This window comes from Megasphaera sp. ASD88, from assembly GCF_002287425.1.
Lineage (GTDB): Bacteria > Bacillota > Negativicutes > Veillonellales > Megasphaeraceae > Megasphaera > Megasphaera stantonii.
In genome coordinates, this window is record NZ_NQXW01000033.1 from 1 (window position 1) to 18,973 (window position 18,973).

Genomic DNA, 18,973 nt, shown 5'->3' on the forward strand with positions numbered 1-18,973 from the left:
GGGACAGGTGTATGGGGAACTGAGCATAATGTACGAAGGCCGACTCCCAGAGTAACGCATAGCTGGCAAAAGCAGGCGAAAATCCTGTCTGTACTTGACATGTTCAGCATGTGTTGTTATATATAAACCATGAGCTGAAAGTTCTCAAATTCGCTTTCAGCTTACCAAGTATCATAGAAGATCTATGTTTACAGAGATTTTTTCACAGGCTCTTAGATTGTGTCCCTTGCGTAAGGCCCTGCAGCGTTACGCGTAACGTCTTTTTTCTTTTTCTCTTTCTTATTCCCCTGTCTTATTTTTTATTTGGTGTCTTTTCTTTTTTTGATGAATCGTTTTTACTTTGCAGTATATGCAAGTTTTGCAAAATAGGAAATAAATTTGTCTGCTCATGTCCCTTATATAATTAGAAGACAAACGGGGAGGTGCGCTGATGAAGGCGCTGCGGTGGTTTCAGACGAAGGTCGGGTTGTTTCAGGACCCGCGCATGATGTATTTGCTCAGTCAGCCTCATGGCGATTCGTATTTCGTCATTTGGTTTTATCTCAAGGATTTGGCCGGCATGATCAACGACGACGGCTACATATACGTATCGGAGAGACAGGCTATGCCGACGGAGCTGCTGGCTCGTCAGCTGCGCCGCCGCAAGGCCTTTGTGGAACGGGTGCTGGACGTGTTTGAGCAGATTGACCTCATCAGCCGCGATGAAACGGGGCTGATCCGCATCGTGCCCTGGGATGAAATCCAGAGCTTTTCCCGTGACGAGAAGAAGCGCAGCGATGCCCGGGACCGCATGAGACGGTATCGCCAGCGGCAGCGGGAGGGACAGGCGAAGGCAGCAGCTGGTGCTTCCCATAATGAAATGGCTGGCTGTATGCCCGATGAGAGACTACAGGGCGTCAATGGGCAGGCCTGTGAAACGGGATATGTTGCGTCGTATGGCAGGGCTGAATGGGATTGTGTTCAGCATGATGAACAGGTTGGAGCTATACTTGACGAAAAAATGCAGAACATCAACGAGCCAACACCTGAAACGGAACCTGCTGCATCGTACGGCGGGACTGCTGTGGATTATCGCCGAAATGGCATGAAGACCGTCGCTGTGACCGATAAGAAAAGACTGCGTGCCCATGGACAGGCACAACAAACGGGATATACCGTGCCGTATGGCAAGGCTGCATTAGATTTCGTTCAGCATAATGAACAGGTTGGGGCTATACTTGACGAAAAAATGCAGAACATCAACGAGCCAATACCTGAAACGGAATACGCTGTATCATGTGGCGGGGCTGATCTGACCTGCACACAGCTTTCCGAAAGGCAGGAACTCGCGGCGTATGATGGGGACGACATAGACGGCATACAGGGAGAGGAAGCGAACCAAGGGATGTCGTATGTAACCGAAGACAGGGCATATGCGCCAGGGGCAGATTTTGCTGCAGATTATCCCGATGAGGGGCGGGATATCTGCGGCGATAGGGAGGAGCCGTCGTCTCCGCCGGGCGGCAAGGCCCTCCTGTATTACGAAGCCTTATTCGGCAAGGCCGACGGGCAGACTGTAGAGGCCTTGCAAGGGTTGGCGCGGCGCTGGGGAGAAGAAGCCGTCTGCCGGGCTATTTGCATTGCCTTGAAGAAGGGCGCGTCCAGCATTCAGTATATCCATGCCGTATTGGTTCACAGCAAGGGCAGTCCCCGCCATGATACGGCGCCCAGTCCGTACGAGAGCGCGGGGGGTACGCCTTCCGGCCAGGGCGGACTCTGCCATATCAGCGCTATGAGCTGGGGCAGCCCGGACGTCAGCTTAGGCGAAGGCATCCGGCCCGTATACGAAGCGCTGCCATAGGTATAACGGCTAAAGAACGGGCCGTAAATTCGGGTTAGCAAAATATCTGAAAATCATAGAATATGCAGGCCCTGGCAGCCTTGGGATACGGGTCAAAAAGTATAAAAACATGGCAAGGAGATTTCATCATGCAAAAATAAAAGAACATATGCGGCGCCGTCATGCCGCCCTATGGCTTCTATGCCGCAGCCCATAGGGGCAGATACGGCAGGCGATGGAAAAGACCCCTAAACCTAGTAGCACAGCGTACTCGTATATTCTGAAGGAAATACTAACAGAATAAGGCGGCTGTCACAATCGCTCTTGTCAAAACTATTTGCAAAAAAACTATTCTTTTTCTCTTTTTACTAGTCAAAGGATTTGACGATTGATACAATAGTAAATAATAAGCAATATATACTACATTTGCGAGGCGATATCTATGAGTTTGGCTACGGAAAAAGAATTTAAAAATATTCACGAGTTCATTGAGCGGCGATTGGGCGGTCGAAAACCGGCGTCCGACGAAGAATTGAACGAGCTGATTCAGGAATATATGGACCAGACGAATACTATGCTGGAAGCACAGGAGCCGCTGACGGAGGAAACGGCGGAAGACGTATTCGACTGGTTAGAGCTGGCCGGACGAGCCAGGAGCAAAAAGGTGCAGAGACGGTATCTGGAAAAGGCGAAGGAACTGGAGCCGAAAAATCTGGACGTATTGTCTGCCCTGCTGTTTTTGGACAAGCGGGCCTATCATGAGTATCTGCCCGACGTCGAACGGCTGCTGGCTCTGGGCAAGGAAGATCTGCGGGAGCGGAAGATTTACCAGCAGTCCGTAGGCGACTTTTATCAGGTTTTGGAGACGCGCCCGTATATCCGGCTTATGCATATGTATATGTTTCTGCTGCAGCAGTGCATGATGCTGCGGAAGGCCATCGCCGTAGGCAAGGAAATTTTAAAATTAAACTGCAGCGATAATCTGGGAGTCCGATATACGCTCATGCACTTATATGTATATATGGAAGACGAATACAACGCCTTAAAGCTGATGCGTCAATTCAAGGGCGATGAGTCGGCGGGATTTCAGCTGCCCCTGGCGCTGCTGTATTTCCAAGAGGGGAAATCAGAGGAAGCCAAAGGCGTATTGAAACGATTGAGCACGACGTACCGCGGGTTCCGGTCCTTCCTCAAGGATGCGGCGGAACTACGGCTGCTCGATGAATCCGAATATATAGATGAATATCAGTTGTATACGGAAAGCGAATTAGTCAGCTGCTATCAGGAAAACTTGTTCCTGTGGGATTCGCGGCAGGAATTTTTCCAGTGGGCCCGGAAAGCGATGACGCCGCCCAGGAAGAAGAAAGAGCAGACGACGACGTAATGATATATAGGGAGCAGTCCGGCTGGCAGCGGCCGGGCTGTTTTGCTATAGATAGGATTGTATCAAAAAAAGTTGTTTGACTTTTTGACTAATTAGCCGTTTTTTGGCCTAAAATCATTGACAAATACTTGCAATCATGCTATCTTTTATATAGTCGTTAGCACTCAAATTGCATGAGTGCTAATCAATAAGTCAAATGAGCAGAAGCAGAGGTGATGCATATGGATTTGGATGAGAGAAAACAAAAAATATTGCAGGCCATCATTCAGGACTATATCACTTCTGCCGAACCGGTCGGCTCGCGGACTATCGCCCGAAAGTACAATTTAGGCGTCAGCGCCGCGACGATTCGCAATGAAATGTTCGATTTGGAAATGCTGGGGTATCTGGAACAGCCTCACACGTCGGCCGGACGGATTCCGTCCATCAAGGGCTATCGGTTTTACGTCGACTGCCTGCTGGAGCCGACGCAGATTTCCGAGGAAGAAAAGCGGTTCGTCCAGTCCTGGTTCCACGATAAGATGAACAACGTCGACCAGATATTCCAGTCGACGGCCAAGGTTTTGTCCAAGATCACCCACAACGTGACCTTGGTCATGGCGGCCCAGCAGGTGAGCTCAAAGCTGAAGTACATCCGCTTCCTGCCCTTGGATTTCCGGCGGGCCATCATGATCGTCGTCACCGATTCGGGCCAGATCGAGAACTGCATTTTCCCGAAGCCCGAAGATACGGACGTGGACGAGCTGAACGTCATCGCCGAAAAGCTGACGCATTACCTGGCCGGCCTTCCCGTGAGCCGCATCAACATGGAAATGCTGGAGCAGTTTCACGAATCCATCGTCGGCGACCTGGAGCTGTACCGGCTGGCCTTCCGGTCTATCCATCAGGCCTTCCGCCGGGAGCAGCAGCTGTACAAGGGCGGGGCCATGGAGCTCTTAAACAAGCCGGAGTTCAAAGACGTAGCGAAGGCGAAAAACTTGTTCACCATGCTGGAGGAACAAGACGTCATGGCCAATCTGTTCAACGACGGCGGCCAGGAGCCGCAGAAGACCGTGACCGTGCGCATTGGGGAAGAAGCAAACCTATCTCCTATCAATGATTGCAGCATCATCGAGGCGACTTTCAAGGCGAACGACGTCGTCCTCGGCAAGATTGCCGTGCTGGGGCCGACGCGCATGGAATATGCTAAGATCATCGGTCTCCTCGATTTTATGAAGCAGCATGTGACGAATATTTTAGAGCATTATCACGACGATACATAGGAGGCTTTCATACAGATGAGCAAAGATAAAGAAAAGGATAAAGAAAAAAAGCACGAACAGCAGGCTGCTGCCGAAGCGGCAGAGGCTGAAAACGCGAAGGTAAACGAATCGGCTGAACAAGCGGAACCGGCGCAGGATGCAGGAGACGCTCCGGCGGCAGATGAGGAAAAAGCGGCGGAAGATGCCGCTTCGACGGATGCCAAAATTGCGGAAGCAGCCGTAGCGGATATGAAACAGCGCTACATGCGCCTGCAAGCCGACTTCGCCAATTTCAAAAAGCGGACGGCCGGCGAAAAGCTTCAGATTTCTGAAGTCGTAAAAATGGAAGTCCTGCAGAACGTCCTTCCCGTCGTCGACAACTTCGAACGGGCCCTGCAGGTGCCGCAGGATAAGCTGACGGACGATCTGAAATCCTTCGTAGACGGCTATGAAATGATTTACAAACAGCTCATGACCGTCCTGGAAAAGGAAGGCGTTGTGAAAATCGACGCCGTCGGCAAACCCTTCGACCCGAACTACCATCAGGCGGTCATGCGGGTAGCCAGCGACGAATACGACAACGACGTCGTCGTGGAAGTGCTGCAGGAAGGCTATTTGCTGGGCGACAAGACCTTGCGTCCGGCTATGGTAAAAGTTGCATTTAACGGTTAATCATCGTAGAAACATATTGAGGAGGAATTCATCATGAGTAAAGTAATTGGTATTGACTTAGGTACGACAAACTCTGTTGTAGCTGTTATGGAAGGCGGCGAACCGACCGTCATCACGAATACAGAAGGTTCCCGTCTGACGCCGTCTGTCGTAGGCTTTTCCAAGACAGGCGAACGCCTCGTAGGCCAGCTGGCAAAACGTCAGGCCGTTTCCAACCCGGAAAACACGATTTCTTCTATTAAACGTCACATGGGCGAAAGCTACACCGTCGACATCAACGGCGAAAAATACACGCCCCAGCAGATTTCCGCTATGATTCTGCAGAAATTGAAAGCCGACGCCGAAAGCTATTTGGGCGAAAAAGTAACCCAGGCGGTCATCACCGTTCCGGCTTACTTCAACGACTCCCAGCGTCAGGCTACGAAGGACGCCGGTCAGATCGCCGGCCTCGACGTACTCCGTATCGTCAACGAACCGACGGCGGCTGCCCTGGCATACGGCCTTGATAAGGGCGGCGAAGGCAAGATCCTCGTATTCGACCTCGGCGGCGGCACCTTCGACGTATCTATCCTCGAACTGGGCGACGGCGTCTTCGAAGTTAAGGCTACCAACGGCGATACCCACCTCGGCGGCGATGACTTCGACAATGCCGTTATGAACTGGATGGTCAGCGAATTCAAGGGTCAGACGGGCATCGACCTCTCGACGGATAAGATGGCAGAACAGCGCTTGAAGGAAGCTGCTGAAAAAGCTAAGATCGAACTGTCTACGGTTCTCTCGACGAACATCAACCTGCCGTTCATCACGGCTGACGCTACGGGCCCGAAACACCTCGACCTGACCTTGACCCGCGCTAAATTCAACGAATTGACGGAAGACCTCGTACACCGCACGATGGAACCGACGAAGAAAGCTATTGCCGATTCGGGCTTTACCATCGATGAAATCGACAAGATCATCCTCGTCGGCGGCTCCAGCCGTATTCCTGCCGTACAGGACGCTATCAAATCCATCCTTGGCAAGGAACCGAGCAAGGGCGTCAACCCGGATGAATGCGTTGCTATTGGCGCAGCGATCCAGGCCGGCGTTCTCGTAGGCGACGTCAAAGACGTACTGCTCCTCGACGTAACGCCCTTGTCCCTGGGCATTGAAACGCTGGGCGGCGTATTTACGAAGATTATCGAACGGAACACGACGATTCCGACGTCCAACAGCCAGGTATTCTCCACGGCCGTCGACAACCAGCCCTCCGTCGACGTACACGTCCTGCAGGGCGAACGCGAAATGGCAGCCGACAACAAGACACTGGGCCGTTTCGAACTGTCCGATATCCCGGCAGCTCCGCGCGGAGTACCCCGCATCGAAGTTACATTCAACATCGACGCCAACGGCATCGTAAACGTTTCCGCTAAAGACCTCGGCACGGGCAAGGAACAGAAGATTACCATTCAGTCCTCGTCGGGCCTCGACAAGAGCGAAATCGACCGCATGGTCAAGGAAGCTGCGGCTCACGAAGCAGAAGATAAGAAACGGAAGGAACTCATCGAAGCGAAGAACAACGCCGACTCCCTGATTTATCAGGCTGAAAAGACGATCAAAGACCTGGGCGACAAAGCCGACGCTTCCAAGGTTTCCGATATTAAGAGCAAGATTTCCGATTTGAAGGAAGCGATGAAGAGCGACGACCTCGACAAGATTAAATCGGCTTCTGAAGCCGTCACGAAACCGCTCTACGACCTGACGAGCGAAATGTACAAGCAAGCCGGCGCGCAGCAGCAGGCTCAGCAGGGCCCGGCCGGCGCAGGCAGCGCTCAGGGCGGCGCGCAGCAGAGCGCCCAGGGCGGCGAAAAGGTAGTCGACGCAGACTATAAAGTAGTAGACGACGACCAGAAGTAAGGTAGATAAGAGGGGTTGCCCATATGAGTACGAAACGAGATTATTACGAAATCCTCGGCGTTCCTAAAGACGCCAGTGACGCAGAGATCAAAAAGGCTTTCCGCAAGTTAGCCATCAAATACCATCCGGATAAAAACCGGGACGACCCCAAAACTGCCGAAGAAAAGTTTAAGGAAGTCAACGAAGCTTACCAGGTCTTGTCCGATAAGAACAAGCGCGCCCAATACGACCAGTTCGGCCACGCTGCCTTTGAAAACGGCGGCGCCGGCGGTCCGGGCGCAGGCGGCTTCGGTGGGTTCGGCGGCTTTGGCGGATTCGGTCAGGGCGGCGGGTTCGGCGGCTTTGAAGACATCTTCGCCGATTTCTTCGGCGGCCAGGGACGCCGCCAGTCGGCAAACGGCCCGCAGCGCGGCGCAGACCTGCGCTTCGACGTGGATATTTCCTTTAAGCAGGCCGCTTTCGGTACGGAAATGGAAATCCAGGTCCCGAAGGATGAAACGTGTGACCGCTGCAACGGCAGCGGCGCCGAACCGGGCAGCGACGTAGAAACATGTCCTGTCTGCCACGGCACGGGCCAGCAGCGCGTCGTCCAGAACACGCCCTTCGGCCAGATGGTCAACGTCCGCACCTGCTCGCACTGCGGCGGCACGGGCAAGATCATCAAGAAGAAGTGCACGAAGTGCCACGGCGACGGCACGGTCAAGGTCCGCAAGAAACTGAAAATCAAGATTCCTGCCGGCGTCGACGACGGAGCCCGTCTCCGCGTAGCCGGCGAAGGCGAACCGGGCGTACGCGGCGGCGGCCACGGCGATTTGTACGTATACATCTTCGTCCGCCGGGACCCGCAGTTCACGCGGGAAGGAAATGACATCCTGTCGCAGGAAACGATTTCCTTCGCTCAGGCGGCCTTGGGCTCGACGATCCGCGTCGACACGCTGGATGGCAAAATCGAGCTGAAAATTCCTGCCGGCACGCAGACCGGTACGGTATTCCGCATCCGCGGCAAGGGCGTGCCCGTCTTGGGCGCGAAGGACCGCCGCGGCGATCATCACGTACAGGTCACTGTAGCCGTACCGAAGAAGCTGAACGCCAAACAGAAGGAATTGCTGAAGGAATTTGCCTACGCAGGCGGCGAAACCTGGGTGGGGGAGCCTAAGCCGGCCCAAGCATCGCCGGAAGGTTCCAAAGAAAAATCTAAGAGCAAAAAAGGCTTTTGGAGCAAATTAAAAGAAGAACTTTGAAGATAAGGGAGAACATTCGATGAAATGGAATGAAATCGATTTGATTGTTTCCCCAGAGGCCACCGATTTGGTGGCCCTTCTTTTATATGAATGCGGTGGCAGCGGCTCGATCATCCACGACGACGAAGCCGACGAGCTGGGCCGCATCCGTATAACGGCGTATTTCCCGCCGGAGCAGAAGGATGCTGTGGAAACGGTACGAACGCATATGAGGGAGCTGGCCCGCCGCGACGCGGCATTAGGCAAGTGGCAGATCCGGACGAACCTGACCGACGACACGGACTGGCTCTATTCCTGGCAGGCCTATTTTCACCCGAAGAAGATATCGGAGCATTTCTGGGCCGCACCGGCTTGGGAGCCGGCTGAGCCGGGCGAGGGCGAAGATGTCGTAGTCATCGAGCCGGGACTGGCCTTCGGCAGCGGCTTCCACGACACGACGTGCATGTGCGTCCAGTATTTGGAACAGGCCGTCAAGCCGGGAGACGAAGTATTTGATATCGGCACGGGAACGGGCATCTTAGCCGTGGCGGCGGCCAAGCTAGGCGCAAAGCACGTCGTCGCCGTCGATTTCGACGAAAAGGCCGTATCTCAGGCCGTCATCAACGCCAACCTGAACAACGTGAGCGACGTCGTCGACGTGTACAACAGCGATCTCTTGGCCGCTGTATCGGCTGAGGGCAAAAAGGCCGACGTCGTCGTGGCCAATTTGGTGACCAACGCCGTCCTGGCCTTGCTGCCGACTCTGCCGCCGTACATGGAAGCAGGCGGCGTCCTGATTGCCAGCGGCATCATTGACGAGCGCATCGGCGAGGTACGCCGCGCCGCAGGGGAAGCAGGCTTTGCCTGGGAAGACGAATGCCTGCAGAACGGCTGGTACGCCGTGCGCATGAGGAGACTATAATGCGGAAACTATTTACGGATTTTCCCATTTGCGGGAACTTTGAGCTGTCGGCTGACGACGCCCGCCACGTCCTCGTCGTCCTCCGCCATACGGTGGGGGACACGCTGGCCGTGACGGACAGCACAGGCGCGACGTACGAATGCGTCATCACCGCCGTGCAGGGCCATTCGGCTATGCTGACGCCGGCGAAAAAGCTGTCCGACGGCGACGAGACGGCCGGCGAGGTCGTCCTGGCGGCGGGGCTTTTGAAGAGCGACAAGTTCGACTGGGTCGTCCAAAAGGCGACGGAGCTGGGCGTCAGCCGCATTGTTCCTGTACAAATGGAAAATTGTGTAGTAAAATTAAATGAAACTCGCCGTCAAAGCCGGCGGGAACGGTGGCAGCGCCTGGCCCTGGAAGCGGCGAAGCAGTGCGGCCGCAGCGACGTGCCGCCTGTAGAGGACGTCGTCGAGTTCCAGGCTCTGGTGGACCAGTACGGCCATGAGCGGTTCGTCATTCCCTACGAACGGGAAACGGCCCCGCTGGCCGACGTATGCAGCCAGATCCGCACGGGAAACGTCGTGCTCTGCATCGGCCCCGAAGGCGGGTTTTCACCGAAAGAAATACAATACGCCGAGGCGCACGCCGCCTGGTGCCGTACCGTTTCCTTAGGGCCCCGCATCCTGCGGGCCGAGACGGCGTCCCTGGCCGCCCTGGCGATTGTCAAATACGAAAGAGGATTTAAATAATGGCGACTATTGCTTTTGCGACGCTGGGATGCCGCGTCAATCAATACGATACGGACAGCATGCGCGGCCTGTTTTTGGCCGAAGGCTTTGCCGACGCCGATTTTAACGACGCCGCCGACGTGTATGTCATCAACACCTGCTCGGTGACCCAGATGGGGGAAAAGAAATCGCGGCAGCTCATCCGACGGGCGAAAAAGCGCAATCCTAAGGCTGTCGTCGTCGTGACAGGCTGCTATGCCCAGCTCGACCCGGAGCTGTTGGCGGCCATGGAAGGCGTCGACGCCGTCGTCGGCACCAATGAAAAGAAGAACATTACGGTCATCGTCCGAAAGCTCTTGGGACATGAAGCCGGCGGGACGATACAGGCCGTGCACGACGTCATGAAGGGCGACGAATTCGAGGAAATCCCCCTCTATCCGTCGGCAGTGGAGCATACGCGGGCCGACCTCAAGATTCAAGAAGGGTGCAATAATTTCTGCACCTACTGCATCATCCCTTACACGCGGGGCGGCTTGAAGTCGCGTCAGCCCGACGCCGTCATAGCCGAGGCGCAGCGCCTCATTTCCTACGGCTTCAAGGAGCTCGTCCTGACGGGCATTCATCTGGGAGCCTATGGCAAGGATCTGCCGGAACGGCCGACGCTGGCTCTCATCCTGCGGCGGCTCCTGGCCGAGACGGACGTACAGCGCATCCGCATGGGCTCCGTCGAATCGCTGGAAGTAGACGACGACCTCATCGCGGTCATGAATTCGTCGGACCGCATCTGCCCGCACCTGCATCTGCCCCTGCAGTCCGGCTCCGACGCCATCTTGAAGGCCATGAACCGCCAGTACACGAAGGCCGAGTACAAAGAGCTGCTCGCCGAACTGCGCAGCCGCATTCACGGCCTGACCGTCTCGACGGACTTGATTTTAGGCTTTCCCGGCGAAACGGACGAGCTGTTTCAGGAGACGATGGAAACGCTGGAAGAACTGAAATTTTCCCACATCCACGCCTTTCCCTATTCGCAGCGGCCCGGTACGCCGGCGGCGGCCATGGCGAATCAAGTCGACTCGCAGGTAAAGAAAGAGCGGGTCGAAATCGTCAACGCCTTGTCGGTCCGGCAGAAGGACGAGCTCCTGGCCCGGATGGTCGGCAAAACCGTCCATGTCCTCATCGAGCGGCAGGACGGTACGAATGGCGAAGGCTTTTCGGAAAACTACGAACGGGTCTGCGCGGAAGGCCTGACGGAACCTTGCGAAGGCGCGATCGTTCCCGTCGTGCTGGACCGGGCGGACAACCATATACTTTACGGTACATTAAAGGAGGATGCTTAACATGGAAGACTGCTTATTCTGCAAGATCATCAAGGGAGAAATCCCCAGCACGAAGGTGTACGAAGACGACAACTTTTTCGCTTTCAAGGACATTGCGCCCGTTGCGCCGGTACACGTCCTGGTCATTCCGAAAAAACACGTCGCCAGCATTGCGGCCCTGACGGAAGATGACGCCGACGTAGCCGGCAAGATGCTCTTCGCCATCCAGAAGGTCGCTCAGGAACTGGGCTTGGACAAAGACGGCTACCGGGTCATTTTCAACACCGGCGAAAAGGCCGGCCAGACAGTACATCACATGCACGCCCACATCTTAGGCGGCAAGGAAATGGCTTGGCCCGGCGTATAAGCGATGGAAGAAGATATGTCGAAACGGCCGCACCCTGCCGGCCGGCCTAAGAAAAAGAGAAAGCTGCCCCATGTGTCATTGCGCGGCGGATCCGGTATCCGCGTCATATCCATTGTGATACTCGCCGCTATCATGGCCTTTCTCATACTAAAAGGATTATAAGCATGGCAACAGCCTGCGCAGCGAAAGCGATTGCTTGGCGGCGCAGGCTGTTTGTATTAGTGATATCCGCCGGCGTATTCGCGCCGGCAGAGCGAGGTGCGTCGTATGATGAAGAAAAGCCGCAGCCGTATCCTATGGGGCTGCCTCTGCGCCGTCGGCTGCGAAACCCTGTTCGGCCTGAGCTATATCTGTACCAAGGAGGCGACGCAGGCCGCCAGCGCCCTGACCTTGCTGGGATGGCGGTTTTTCGTCGCCGCTGCGTTCATGACCCTGTGCGCCGCGTCGGGACGGGTGCAGGTGCGATGGAAAGGGAAGCCAAGAAAGCCTTTGCTGGCCGTGGCTCTCTGCAATCCCGTCGTCTATTTTGTCGCCGAGACTATAGGCATCAGCCGGACGACGGCTTCGGAAAGCGGCGCCTTTTTGGCCTGCATCCCTGCCGTATCGCTCCTGGCATCGGCGCTGCTGTTGGGGAAATCGCCGCGGAAGCATCAGGTCGTCGGCATAGCCGTGACTCTGGCCGGCGTCCTTACGACGGTCCTGGCAGCCGGCGCGTCGGCGAGCTTTTCCCTTTCCGGCTATGCCGTCCTGACGATTGCCATCCTGTCTTACGCCCTGTACAGCGTGTCTGTCGAAAAGGCTGCGGCCTATACGGGAGCGGAACTCACGATGGCCATGATGGCGGCCGGCGCAGCTGTATTCATTCCCCTGGCTCTCGTCGAAGGATGGCATACGGAGACACTGGTTGATAGCCTGTGCCTTCCCCTGACCAACTCAGCTTTCCTCGCTGCTATTCTGTATCAGGGCGTCGGCTGTTCCGTCCTGGCCTTTTTCTTGTCCAACATAGCCCTTGCCAGCATCGGCGTAAACCGCACGGCGTCGTTCATCGGCATTTCCACTGTCGTAGCCATCGCCGCCGGCGTCACTATGCTGGGCGAGACCTTTTCCTTGACGCAGACCATCGGCGTCGCCGTCATTTTGGCCGGCGTGTACATCGCCAACGCGAACATCGGAAAACCTAATGGAATGTAACCAACAAGATACCTCTTGCCTGTCCATGAAATATCACGATTTGCTCTCTCGGCAAAAAAAATATTTCATGAACAGGCATTTTTTTACATATATTTTTTCCCTTTGTCAGCTTTAAATTCAATATAAAAACGGGGGGATTGATGGTAACGATAAAATAGCCTGTTCCCGAATTTTATCGGGGTGGCCTGAGGATAAAAGTGTCATTAAATTTATTAAAAATATTGCCGAAATACATAATATTTTAATTAAATAATAAATAATACGTAAAATAATAACAAGGCAGGGGATATTGATTTTATTTTAGTAAAGTGATATATTGAAAACTATAAAAGGGGGTGAAAGATATGTTCTCTAGCTTGAACCGTTGGAATAACAGGGTGAATACATCCTGGGATATGAACGCAAATACATATACGGGGGGGGGGTACCATTATAGCCATAAATATGCATTCGTCCCGTATACAGTACTGACGACGACTATCCGGGGATTCGTGCGCCCTGTTATGCATCATAGCGTGTGTTTTAGGCAGCATAGGTTTATGCTGTCTTTTTTGCGTGCCTGCCTTGGCTGGAAGCAGGCCGGACGGTATATGGCTGCTGGAGACGGTAAGGTCAGCCTATGAAACGGCCGGCTGTATGCCCCATATGCGGAAAGGATTTCCTAGCCGACAGGGCGACGCAGAAATACTGCAGCTCTTACTGCCGGCGGTACGCCCACCGGCACGGCGCGAACAACCACGTGCGGCCTCCTAAAGACGCCGAGGCCCTGCGCAGCTTCCGCTGCATCAAGTGCGGCCGCCTCGTGCGGGTCACAGAGCTGACGGACCGGCGGACCAAATTCTGCTCGGCCCATTGCGAGAGGCTCTATTGGAAGCACTCTAAAAAGGTAACGTCCGTAGTCATCCGGCGAGCCTTTCGCTGCCGCAACTGCGGCGCCCTCGTCGAAGTGAGCGAGGCCAAGGACAGGCGGACGACCTTCTGCAGCCTGGCCTGCCGCGAGAAATGGTTTTCCCTGCACAGAAAAAAGTAAAACACGCGAAGCCAAGTATGAATACAAGGAGGAAACACATATGAACCGGATCTATAAAGTAATATGGAGTAAAGTAAAGCATCAGTACGTCGTCGTGTCCGAGCTGGCTCATCGGGATGGAAAACGGAGCAGCGCGGCGAGCAAGAGTATGCGCAGCCGGATTGCGGCGCTAGCGGTTTGCGGAGCGATAGCTGTATTCGGAGTATTGCCAATACAACAAGTTTTTGCTGCAGCAGACTCCACGAATCCGAGTCAATATATAGCAATTAAAGTTCCAAGTGATAAAAAACAGTATAACAGTATGGTTGTTAGAGAGAGAAATGATAAATATTATTTATACGGCAATAGTGGGTTTAACGCTCCTGCATATGTTAAGCAAAAGTTAACATATATGGAAAATGGTAAAGAGGTGACAGCAGAATTTTTCGTGCGTGATGGATATACTGTTGAGGCGAAGTATGGTGAACGCCATGACAATACCAGTAATAATTTACAAATAAGCGCATATAAAAACTCGGATGCTCCCTCTAATGCAGATGATGGGTTATTAACGTCTACTCAAATATTAGGTACTTCCAGTGAGTATAAAACTTTAGTGGGGCAAAGCCTAATAGATACTAGTGCAGGTAAATTCGGTGGGGCAGTTAATTCTCCAAGCGCAGGGGTAACAAGTGGGGCTGAGTTTTTTACAAAAGATAAGAAATTGTCCTATTCGCAGAATTTTAAAACAGTAGAATGGAACGACGCTAAAAATTTGTATCAATATAAAGGTAGAGACGTTGCTCTGCAAAATGTGTATGTAATTGACGGTAAAGCCGGTGTATTTGTTGTTGAGAATGATGAAGTTTATACAGGCACAGTTTTTGGCAAAAACAATGAATTATTAACAACAGCTACAGACAAGAATGGTACTTACTATAGTACATGGTCGGCAGAAATAGAAGATCTCAATACGCCACTCACATTGACAAAAGCTAATTTTGACCAAGCTATGAAAAATGTGGGAGATAGTATAAAATTAGCTGCCGGTAACGACATTGAAAAAGTAGTATCTACTGCCGCTCAAAATGGCAATGGCGGTTCCATTGATTTATTGAGACAAGGTGAATATGATACGGAATCAGGAACATATTCCAAAGACAAACCAAAAGTAAATGGTACACTTTCAATTATTAGTACCGGCGGTACAGACGGAGAGGATGTAGCCGTTCAATTCCAAGCTAATGGTAGTCAACCGTTTACCGTAAACGCTGGCTCAAAAGTCGAAGCCAATAAAAAGGAGGTTACCTCTCCTACGACTTCCCTTGAAACATTAACTATCAACGGCAATACTTATAATATCCCTGCTGGGAAGACGTATTCGGTGAGCGATGGCATTACGATTTCGGATGAAAACGCTATTTCCGTGAATGCCGGAAACGGCCTCGAATTTGCGGAAACTGCAGATGTAGACGGCACTAAGAAATTACAGGTAAATGCTGGACAAGGCATTGTCGTAGACGGTGATGGCGTATCGGTTGACATCGTACAAAACGGCAACTTGTATTTCGAGGATGGCAAGCTGAACAGCAAGGATTACCGTCTAATCCAAGGAACGGATATAATCGGTGGAACGGAAGAACAGCCGGTATATGGCTATAAAGTCAATGAAGACGGTACGGTAGAATTGATTGTTCAGGATGGTATGGACGAAAGCAGCAAGCAGACTGTAACCATCGCCGACGTAGCCAGCAAGAGCGCACTGGACGAGATGGGCAAGACGCTGGAAGGCGCGGTCATGTATGACAAGTCCGGCAATACGTATAACTATACTTCTGTTACCCTTGGAAAAGCGGACAACAAGTATGGTTATGATGAATCGGGCAAACCGACAGGCGGCGTGGCGCTGACGAATGTAGCGTATGCAGAAACGGGTGAAGGAAGCGACGGTAGCGCGGCAGTCAACGTCGATTTGCTGAAAGACTACGTAGGAGAAAATGCCGCAGTTTACTCGGCGAGCGATGGCATTACGATTTCGGATGACAATGCTATTTCCGTGAATGCCGGAAACGGCCTCGAATTTGCGGAAACTGCAGATGTAGACGGCACTAAGAAATTACAGGTAAAAGCAGGACAAGGCATTGTCGTAGACGGTAGTGGCGTATCGGTTGACATCGTACAAAACGGCAACTTGTATTTCGCGGATGATGGTAAGTTGAACAGCAAGGATTACCGTCTAATTAAAGGAACGGATGTCATCGGTGGAACGGAAGAACAGCCGGTATATGGCTATAAAGTCAAGGAAGACGGTACGGTAGAACTGGCTGTTCAAGATGGGACGGACGCAAGCAGCAAGTATGCCGTAACCATTGCTGACGTAGCCAGCAAGAGCGCACTGGACGAGATGGGCAAGACGCTGGAAGGCGCAGTCATGTACGACAAGGATGGCGAATCGTACAACTATGGTTCTATTACCCTTGGAAAAGAAGATAACAAGTACATCTATGATTTGGAAACACAAACGGCGATTGGCGGTGTAAAACTGACAAATGTAGCATATGCTGTAACGGACAGGACAGATAAAGCAAACTATATTGGTAGCGCAGCAGTTAACGTCGATTTGCTGAATGATACGGTAAGCACTATTAAACAAAGCGTGGCCGAAAGCGATATGCACTTGGTCAACGGTAAAGACGTCATTGGTGGGACGGACGCACAGCCAGAATTTGGTTACAAAGTTACAGATAATCAGGTTAATTTGAAAGTAGAAGGAAAAGATGCGTCTGGAGGAACTGTAAGTGAAACCGTAACCATCGCTAATATGGCCGAAGCGTCTGATCTTGGCGACGTTGGCATGTTTGAAAATACTGATTTGAAGAATACAAATGGTACGCCTACGACTGTTGTAGATGCCGTTCTCAATATGAATGATAAAGTCGGAGACGCTAATTTCGAAGGAGCGACACATATCAAAGATACTACAACTAACCTTACGGGTGCAGTGATGGATTTGGATGCAGCAATTACCGAGGCAGCTCAGGCAGCGACAGATGCAGGGAAGAACCATACGACGGTTACAAATGGCAATGGCATTGTCGTTACCGATAATGGTGTAAAAGACGACGAGGGGAATATTGCTAAACATGAATATGAAGTGTCATTGGCAGATGACTTTACCTTGGGCGGCAAAGAAGGAGACACTAGCAAGATTGAATTTAAGGGCAGTGAAGGCACGCTCTCCGCAAGCGGCAATATTGACGCAGGTTCCTTTACAGCAGGAGACATTAAGATCAATGCTGAGAAGGACGGTACACATACGGGGGTAATTGAGGGCTTGTCCAATACCACATGGAATCAGGATGTCATTGATGCAGTTGCTGCCGATACTACGGGAACTGGTGCGGCCAGTGTAGCGGCAACGCAGGGACAGTTGAAAGCAGCGACCGAAGGGATGGTTCAATACGACCGTAACGAAGATGACGGCTCAGTGAATAAAGGCAGCATTACCTTTGCTGGCGAAAACGGTACGACGCTGAAGAATGTAGCTGCTGGTGAAGTTTCTGCTACGTCGACCCAGGCTGTCAATGGTAGTCAGTTGTACCAACGTGATTTGGCTATTTATAACAACAGCCAGAACATCCAGATGCTAAGCAACTCCGTCAACAAGCTGGACAACCGCATCGACCGTGTCGGCGCTGGTGCAGCGGCCTTGGCGGCCTTGCATCCCCTTGATTTCGACCCGGATGCGAAGTGGGACTTTGCAGCAGGCTACGGCAATTACCGCGGTGCGAACGCTGTGGCAGTCGGCGCATACTATCGTCCCAATGAAGACGTCATGTTCAGCGTCGGCGGCTCTATGGGCGGCGGCGAAAACATGGTCAACGCCGGCGTATCCTTGAAGATCGGCGCAGGTTCCAGCAACGTCACGACGTCCCGCGTCGCCATGGCTAAGGAAATCAAATCCATGCGCGATATTGTAGCCAAGCAGGACGCTCAGATCCAGAAATTGACGGCTATGGTCAACGCTTTGGTCGGTGTACAGACGGAAACGGATACGACGACCATGTTCCCGGATGTACCGGAAAACCACTGGGCATACGAAGCCGTCGCAGCCATGGCAAAGAGCGGCTTGGTCAAGGGGTATCCGGACGGCGAATTCAAGGGCGACCGCAATATGACCCGTTATGAATTTGCTCAGATCGTTTACAACGCTATCCAGGCCGGCGCAGAAGTAGATGCTCGTCTGGTAGAAGAATTCAAGCCAGAATTGGAATACTTCCACATCGCTACCGTCGCGAAGGACAAAGACGGCAACCCGACGATTGAACGCGTACGGGCTAACTAATTTCATACAAAGGGGAATAGCGCTCAGCTCATAGCTGACGCTGTGTAAGCAAAACGAGTCGGGGGAAACCTCGGCTCGTTTTTTCTATCATTTCATTCATTTAAAGGAGGAACTTCCCATGAATCAAACCGTATGCCAATGGATAGAACGCGCTCAGAAAGGCGAGGAAGAGGCGGTCTTGCTGATATTGCAGCAGTTCCGGCCCTTGATTTGCAAATACGCCCGGCGGCACCGGTATTGCTACGACTCACTGGACGAAGCCGTGTCAGTGGCCCAGCTGGCGATTTTGGAATGCATCCATGCCTTCGACGTAACTTGCGGCGACGAAGCTCACAAGGCCTTTCGTAGGGCTGTAGACCGGGTGTTTAAAAAAGAAAGCCGGCGGTTTAAGGCATATATGGAATCGGTAGAGACGGCCCTTCATATAGACGAGAGCGCCGAAGCCTTAGGCTTGACGGGCGGCGACGAGCAGGACCCGCACCGGCAGGCCGTGTTGTCCGAAGTACGGGAGCTGGTGCGCAAATGCCTGAACAGCCTGACGGAAGAAGAACAACGATTTCTCCGCCTGCGCTGTCAGCACGACCTGACCTACGAAGACGTAGCCAAACGCTGCGGCCTGTCCCTGTCGCAGGCTCATAAGCTGACAAAAGCGGCTATGGTCAAGTTTCATGAGGGCATATACGGCTGCGATGTAGAATAGGGTGGTGCATGTGTTAATTTTTTAGACTATGTGAAGCTTTTTCTGTAAATAACTGCTAGGTATAGGTCTTCTATGATACAATCTAAATCATAGGAGGCTTACTATCATGGCAAGAGAAAAGAAACCGGTACATAAGGTCATTATGACCGAAGGAAAACGCAGCATTATTCAACAACTGTTTCAA

General features: G+C 52.7%; 14 protein-coding genes. All 14 read left to right on the plus strand.

Annotated elements, in window-relative coordinates; translation table 11 throughout:
* Positions 1-430: 430 nt before the first annotated feature.
* Positions 431-1,840, plus strand: a complete 1,410-nt coding sequence (locus CJ260_RS11735) for a phage replisome organizer N-terminal domain-containing protein (protein ID WP_095630338.1) — start codon at positions 431-433, stop codon at positions 1,838-1,840.
* Between the two features lie 421 nt (positions 1,841-2,261).
* On the plus strand, positions 2,262-3,203 hold the full coding sequence (locus CJ260_RS11740) for a hypothetical protein (RefSeq protein ID WP_095630339.1): 942 nt from the start codon (positions 2,262-2,264) through the stop codon (positions 3,201-3,203).
* 221 nt (positions 3,204-3,424) lie between these two features.
* Entirely contained in the window at positions 3,425-4,465 is a 1,041-nt protein-coding gene (gene hrcA, locus CJ260_RS11745) for a heat-inducible transcriptional repressor HrcA (protein WP_095630348.1), read from the plus strand.
* Positions 4,466-4,480: 15 nt separating this feature from the next.
* Positions 4,481-5,116 carry a nucleotide exchange factor GrpE gene (gene grpE, locus CJ260_RS11750; RefSeq protein WP_087478602.1) on the plus strand — a complete coding sequence of 212 codons (636 nt, stop codon included), beginning with the start codon at positions 4,481-4,483 and terminating at the stop codon, positions 5,114-5,116.
* A 33-nt stretch (positions 5,117-5,149) separates the two neighbouring features.
* Positions 5,150-7,012, plus strand: a complete 1,863-nt coding sequence (gene dnaK, locus CJ260_RS11755; protein WP_095630340.1) for a molecular chaperone DnaK — start codon at positions 5,150-5,152, stop codon at positions 7,010-7,012.
* 23 nt (positions 7,013-7,035) lie between these two features.
* Positions 7,036-8,253: a molecular chaperone DnaJ gene (dnaJ, locus tag CJ260_RS11760; protein WP_087478600.1), complete on the plus strand. Its 1,218-nt coding sequence runs from the start codon at positions 7,036-7,038 to the stop codon at positions 8,251-8,253.
* Between the two features lie 19 nt (positions 8,254-8,272).
* Positions 8,273-9,154, plus strand: coding sequence for a 50S ribosomal protein L11 methyltransferase (gene prmA / locus CJ260_RS11765; protein ID WP_095630341.1), 882 nt, complete (start codon positions 8,273-8,275; stop codon positions 9,152-9,154).
* Positions 9,154-9,882: a 16S rRNA (uracil(1498)-N(3))-methyltransferase gene (locus CJ260_RS11770; protein WP_087478598.1), complete on the plus strand. Its 729-nt coding sequence runs from the start codon at positions 9,154-9,156 to the stop codon at positions 9,880-9,882. The genes prmA and CJ260_RS11770 overlap by 1 nt, the downstream gene beginning before the upstream one ends.
* Positions 9,882-11,198: a tRNA (N(6)-L-threonylcarbamoyladenosine(37)-C(2))-methylthiotransferase MtaB gene (mtaB, locus tag CJ260_RS11775; RefSeq protein WP_095630342.1), complete on the plus strand. Its 1,317-nt coding sequence runs from the start codon at positions 9,882-9,884 to the stop codon at positions 11,196-11,198. The genes CJ260_RS11770 and mtaB overlap by 1 nt, the downstream gene beginning before the upstream one ends.
* Position 11,199: 1 nt before the next feature.
* Entirely contained in the window at positions 11,200-11,544 is a 345-nt protein-coding gene (locus CJ260_RS11780; protein ID WP_087478596.1) for a histidine triad nucleotide-binding protein, read from the plus strand.
* Positions 11,545-11,811: 267 nt separating this feature from the next.
* Positions 11,812-12,735 (plus strand): DMT family transporter, encoded by a 924-nt coding sequence (locus tag CJ260_RS11785; RefSeq protein ID WP_095630343.1) that lies wholly within the window; start codon positions 11,812-11,814, stop codon positions 12,733-12,735.
* 619 nt (positions 12,736-13,354) lie between these two features.
* The gene (locus CJ260_RS11795; protein WP_095630345.1) at positions 13,355-13,765 is read left to right on the plus strand and encodes a hypothetical protein; all 411 of its coding nucleotides are present in this window, start codon (positions 13,355-13,357) and stop codon (positions 13,763-13,765) included.
* Positions 13,766-13,805: 40 nt separating this feature from the next.
* The gene (locus CJ260_RS11800) at positions 13,806-18,089 is read left to right on the plus strand and encodes an ESPR-type extended signal peptide-containing protein (protein ID WP_095630346.1); all 4,284 of its coding nucleotides are present in this window, start codon (positions 13,806-13,808) and stop codon (positions 18,087-18,089) included.
* 118 nt (positions 18,090-18,207) lie between these two features.
* The gene (locus tag CJ260_RS11805) at positions 18,208-18,789 is read left to right on the plus strand and encodes an RNA polymerase sigma factor (RefSeq protein ID WP_095630347.1); all 582 of its coding nucleotides are present in this window, start codon (positions 18,208-18,210) and stop codon (positions 18,787-18,789) included.
* Positions 18,790-18,973 lie beyond the last annotated feature (184 nt).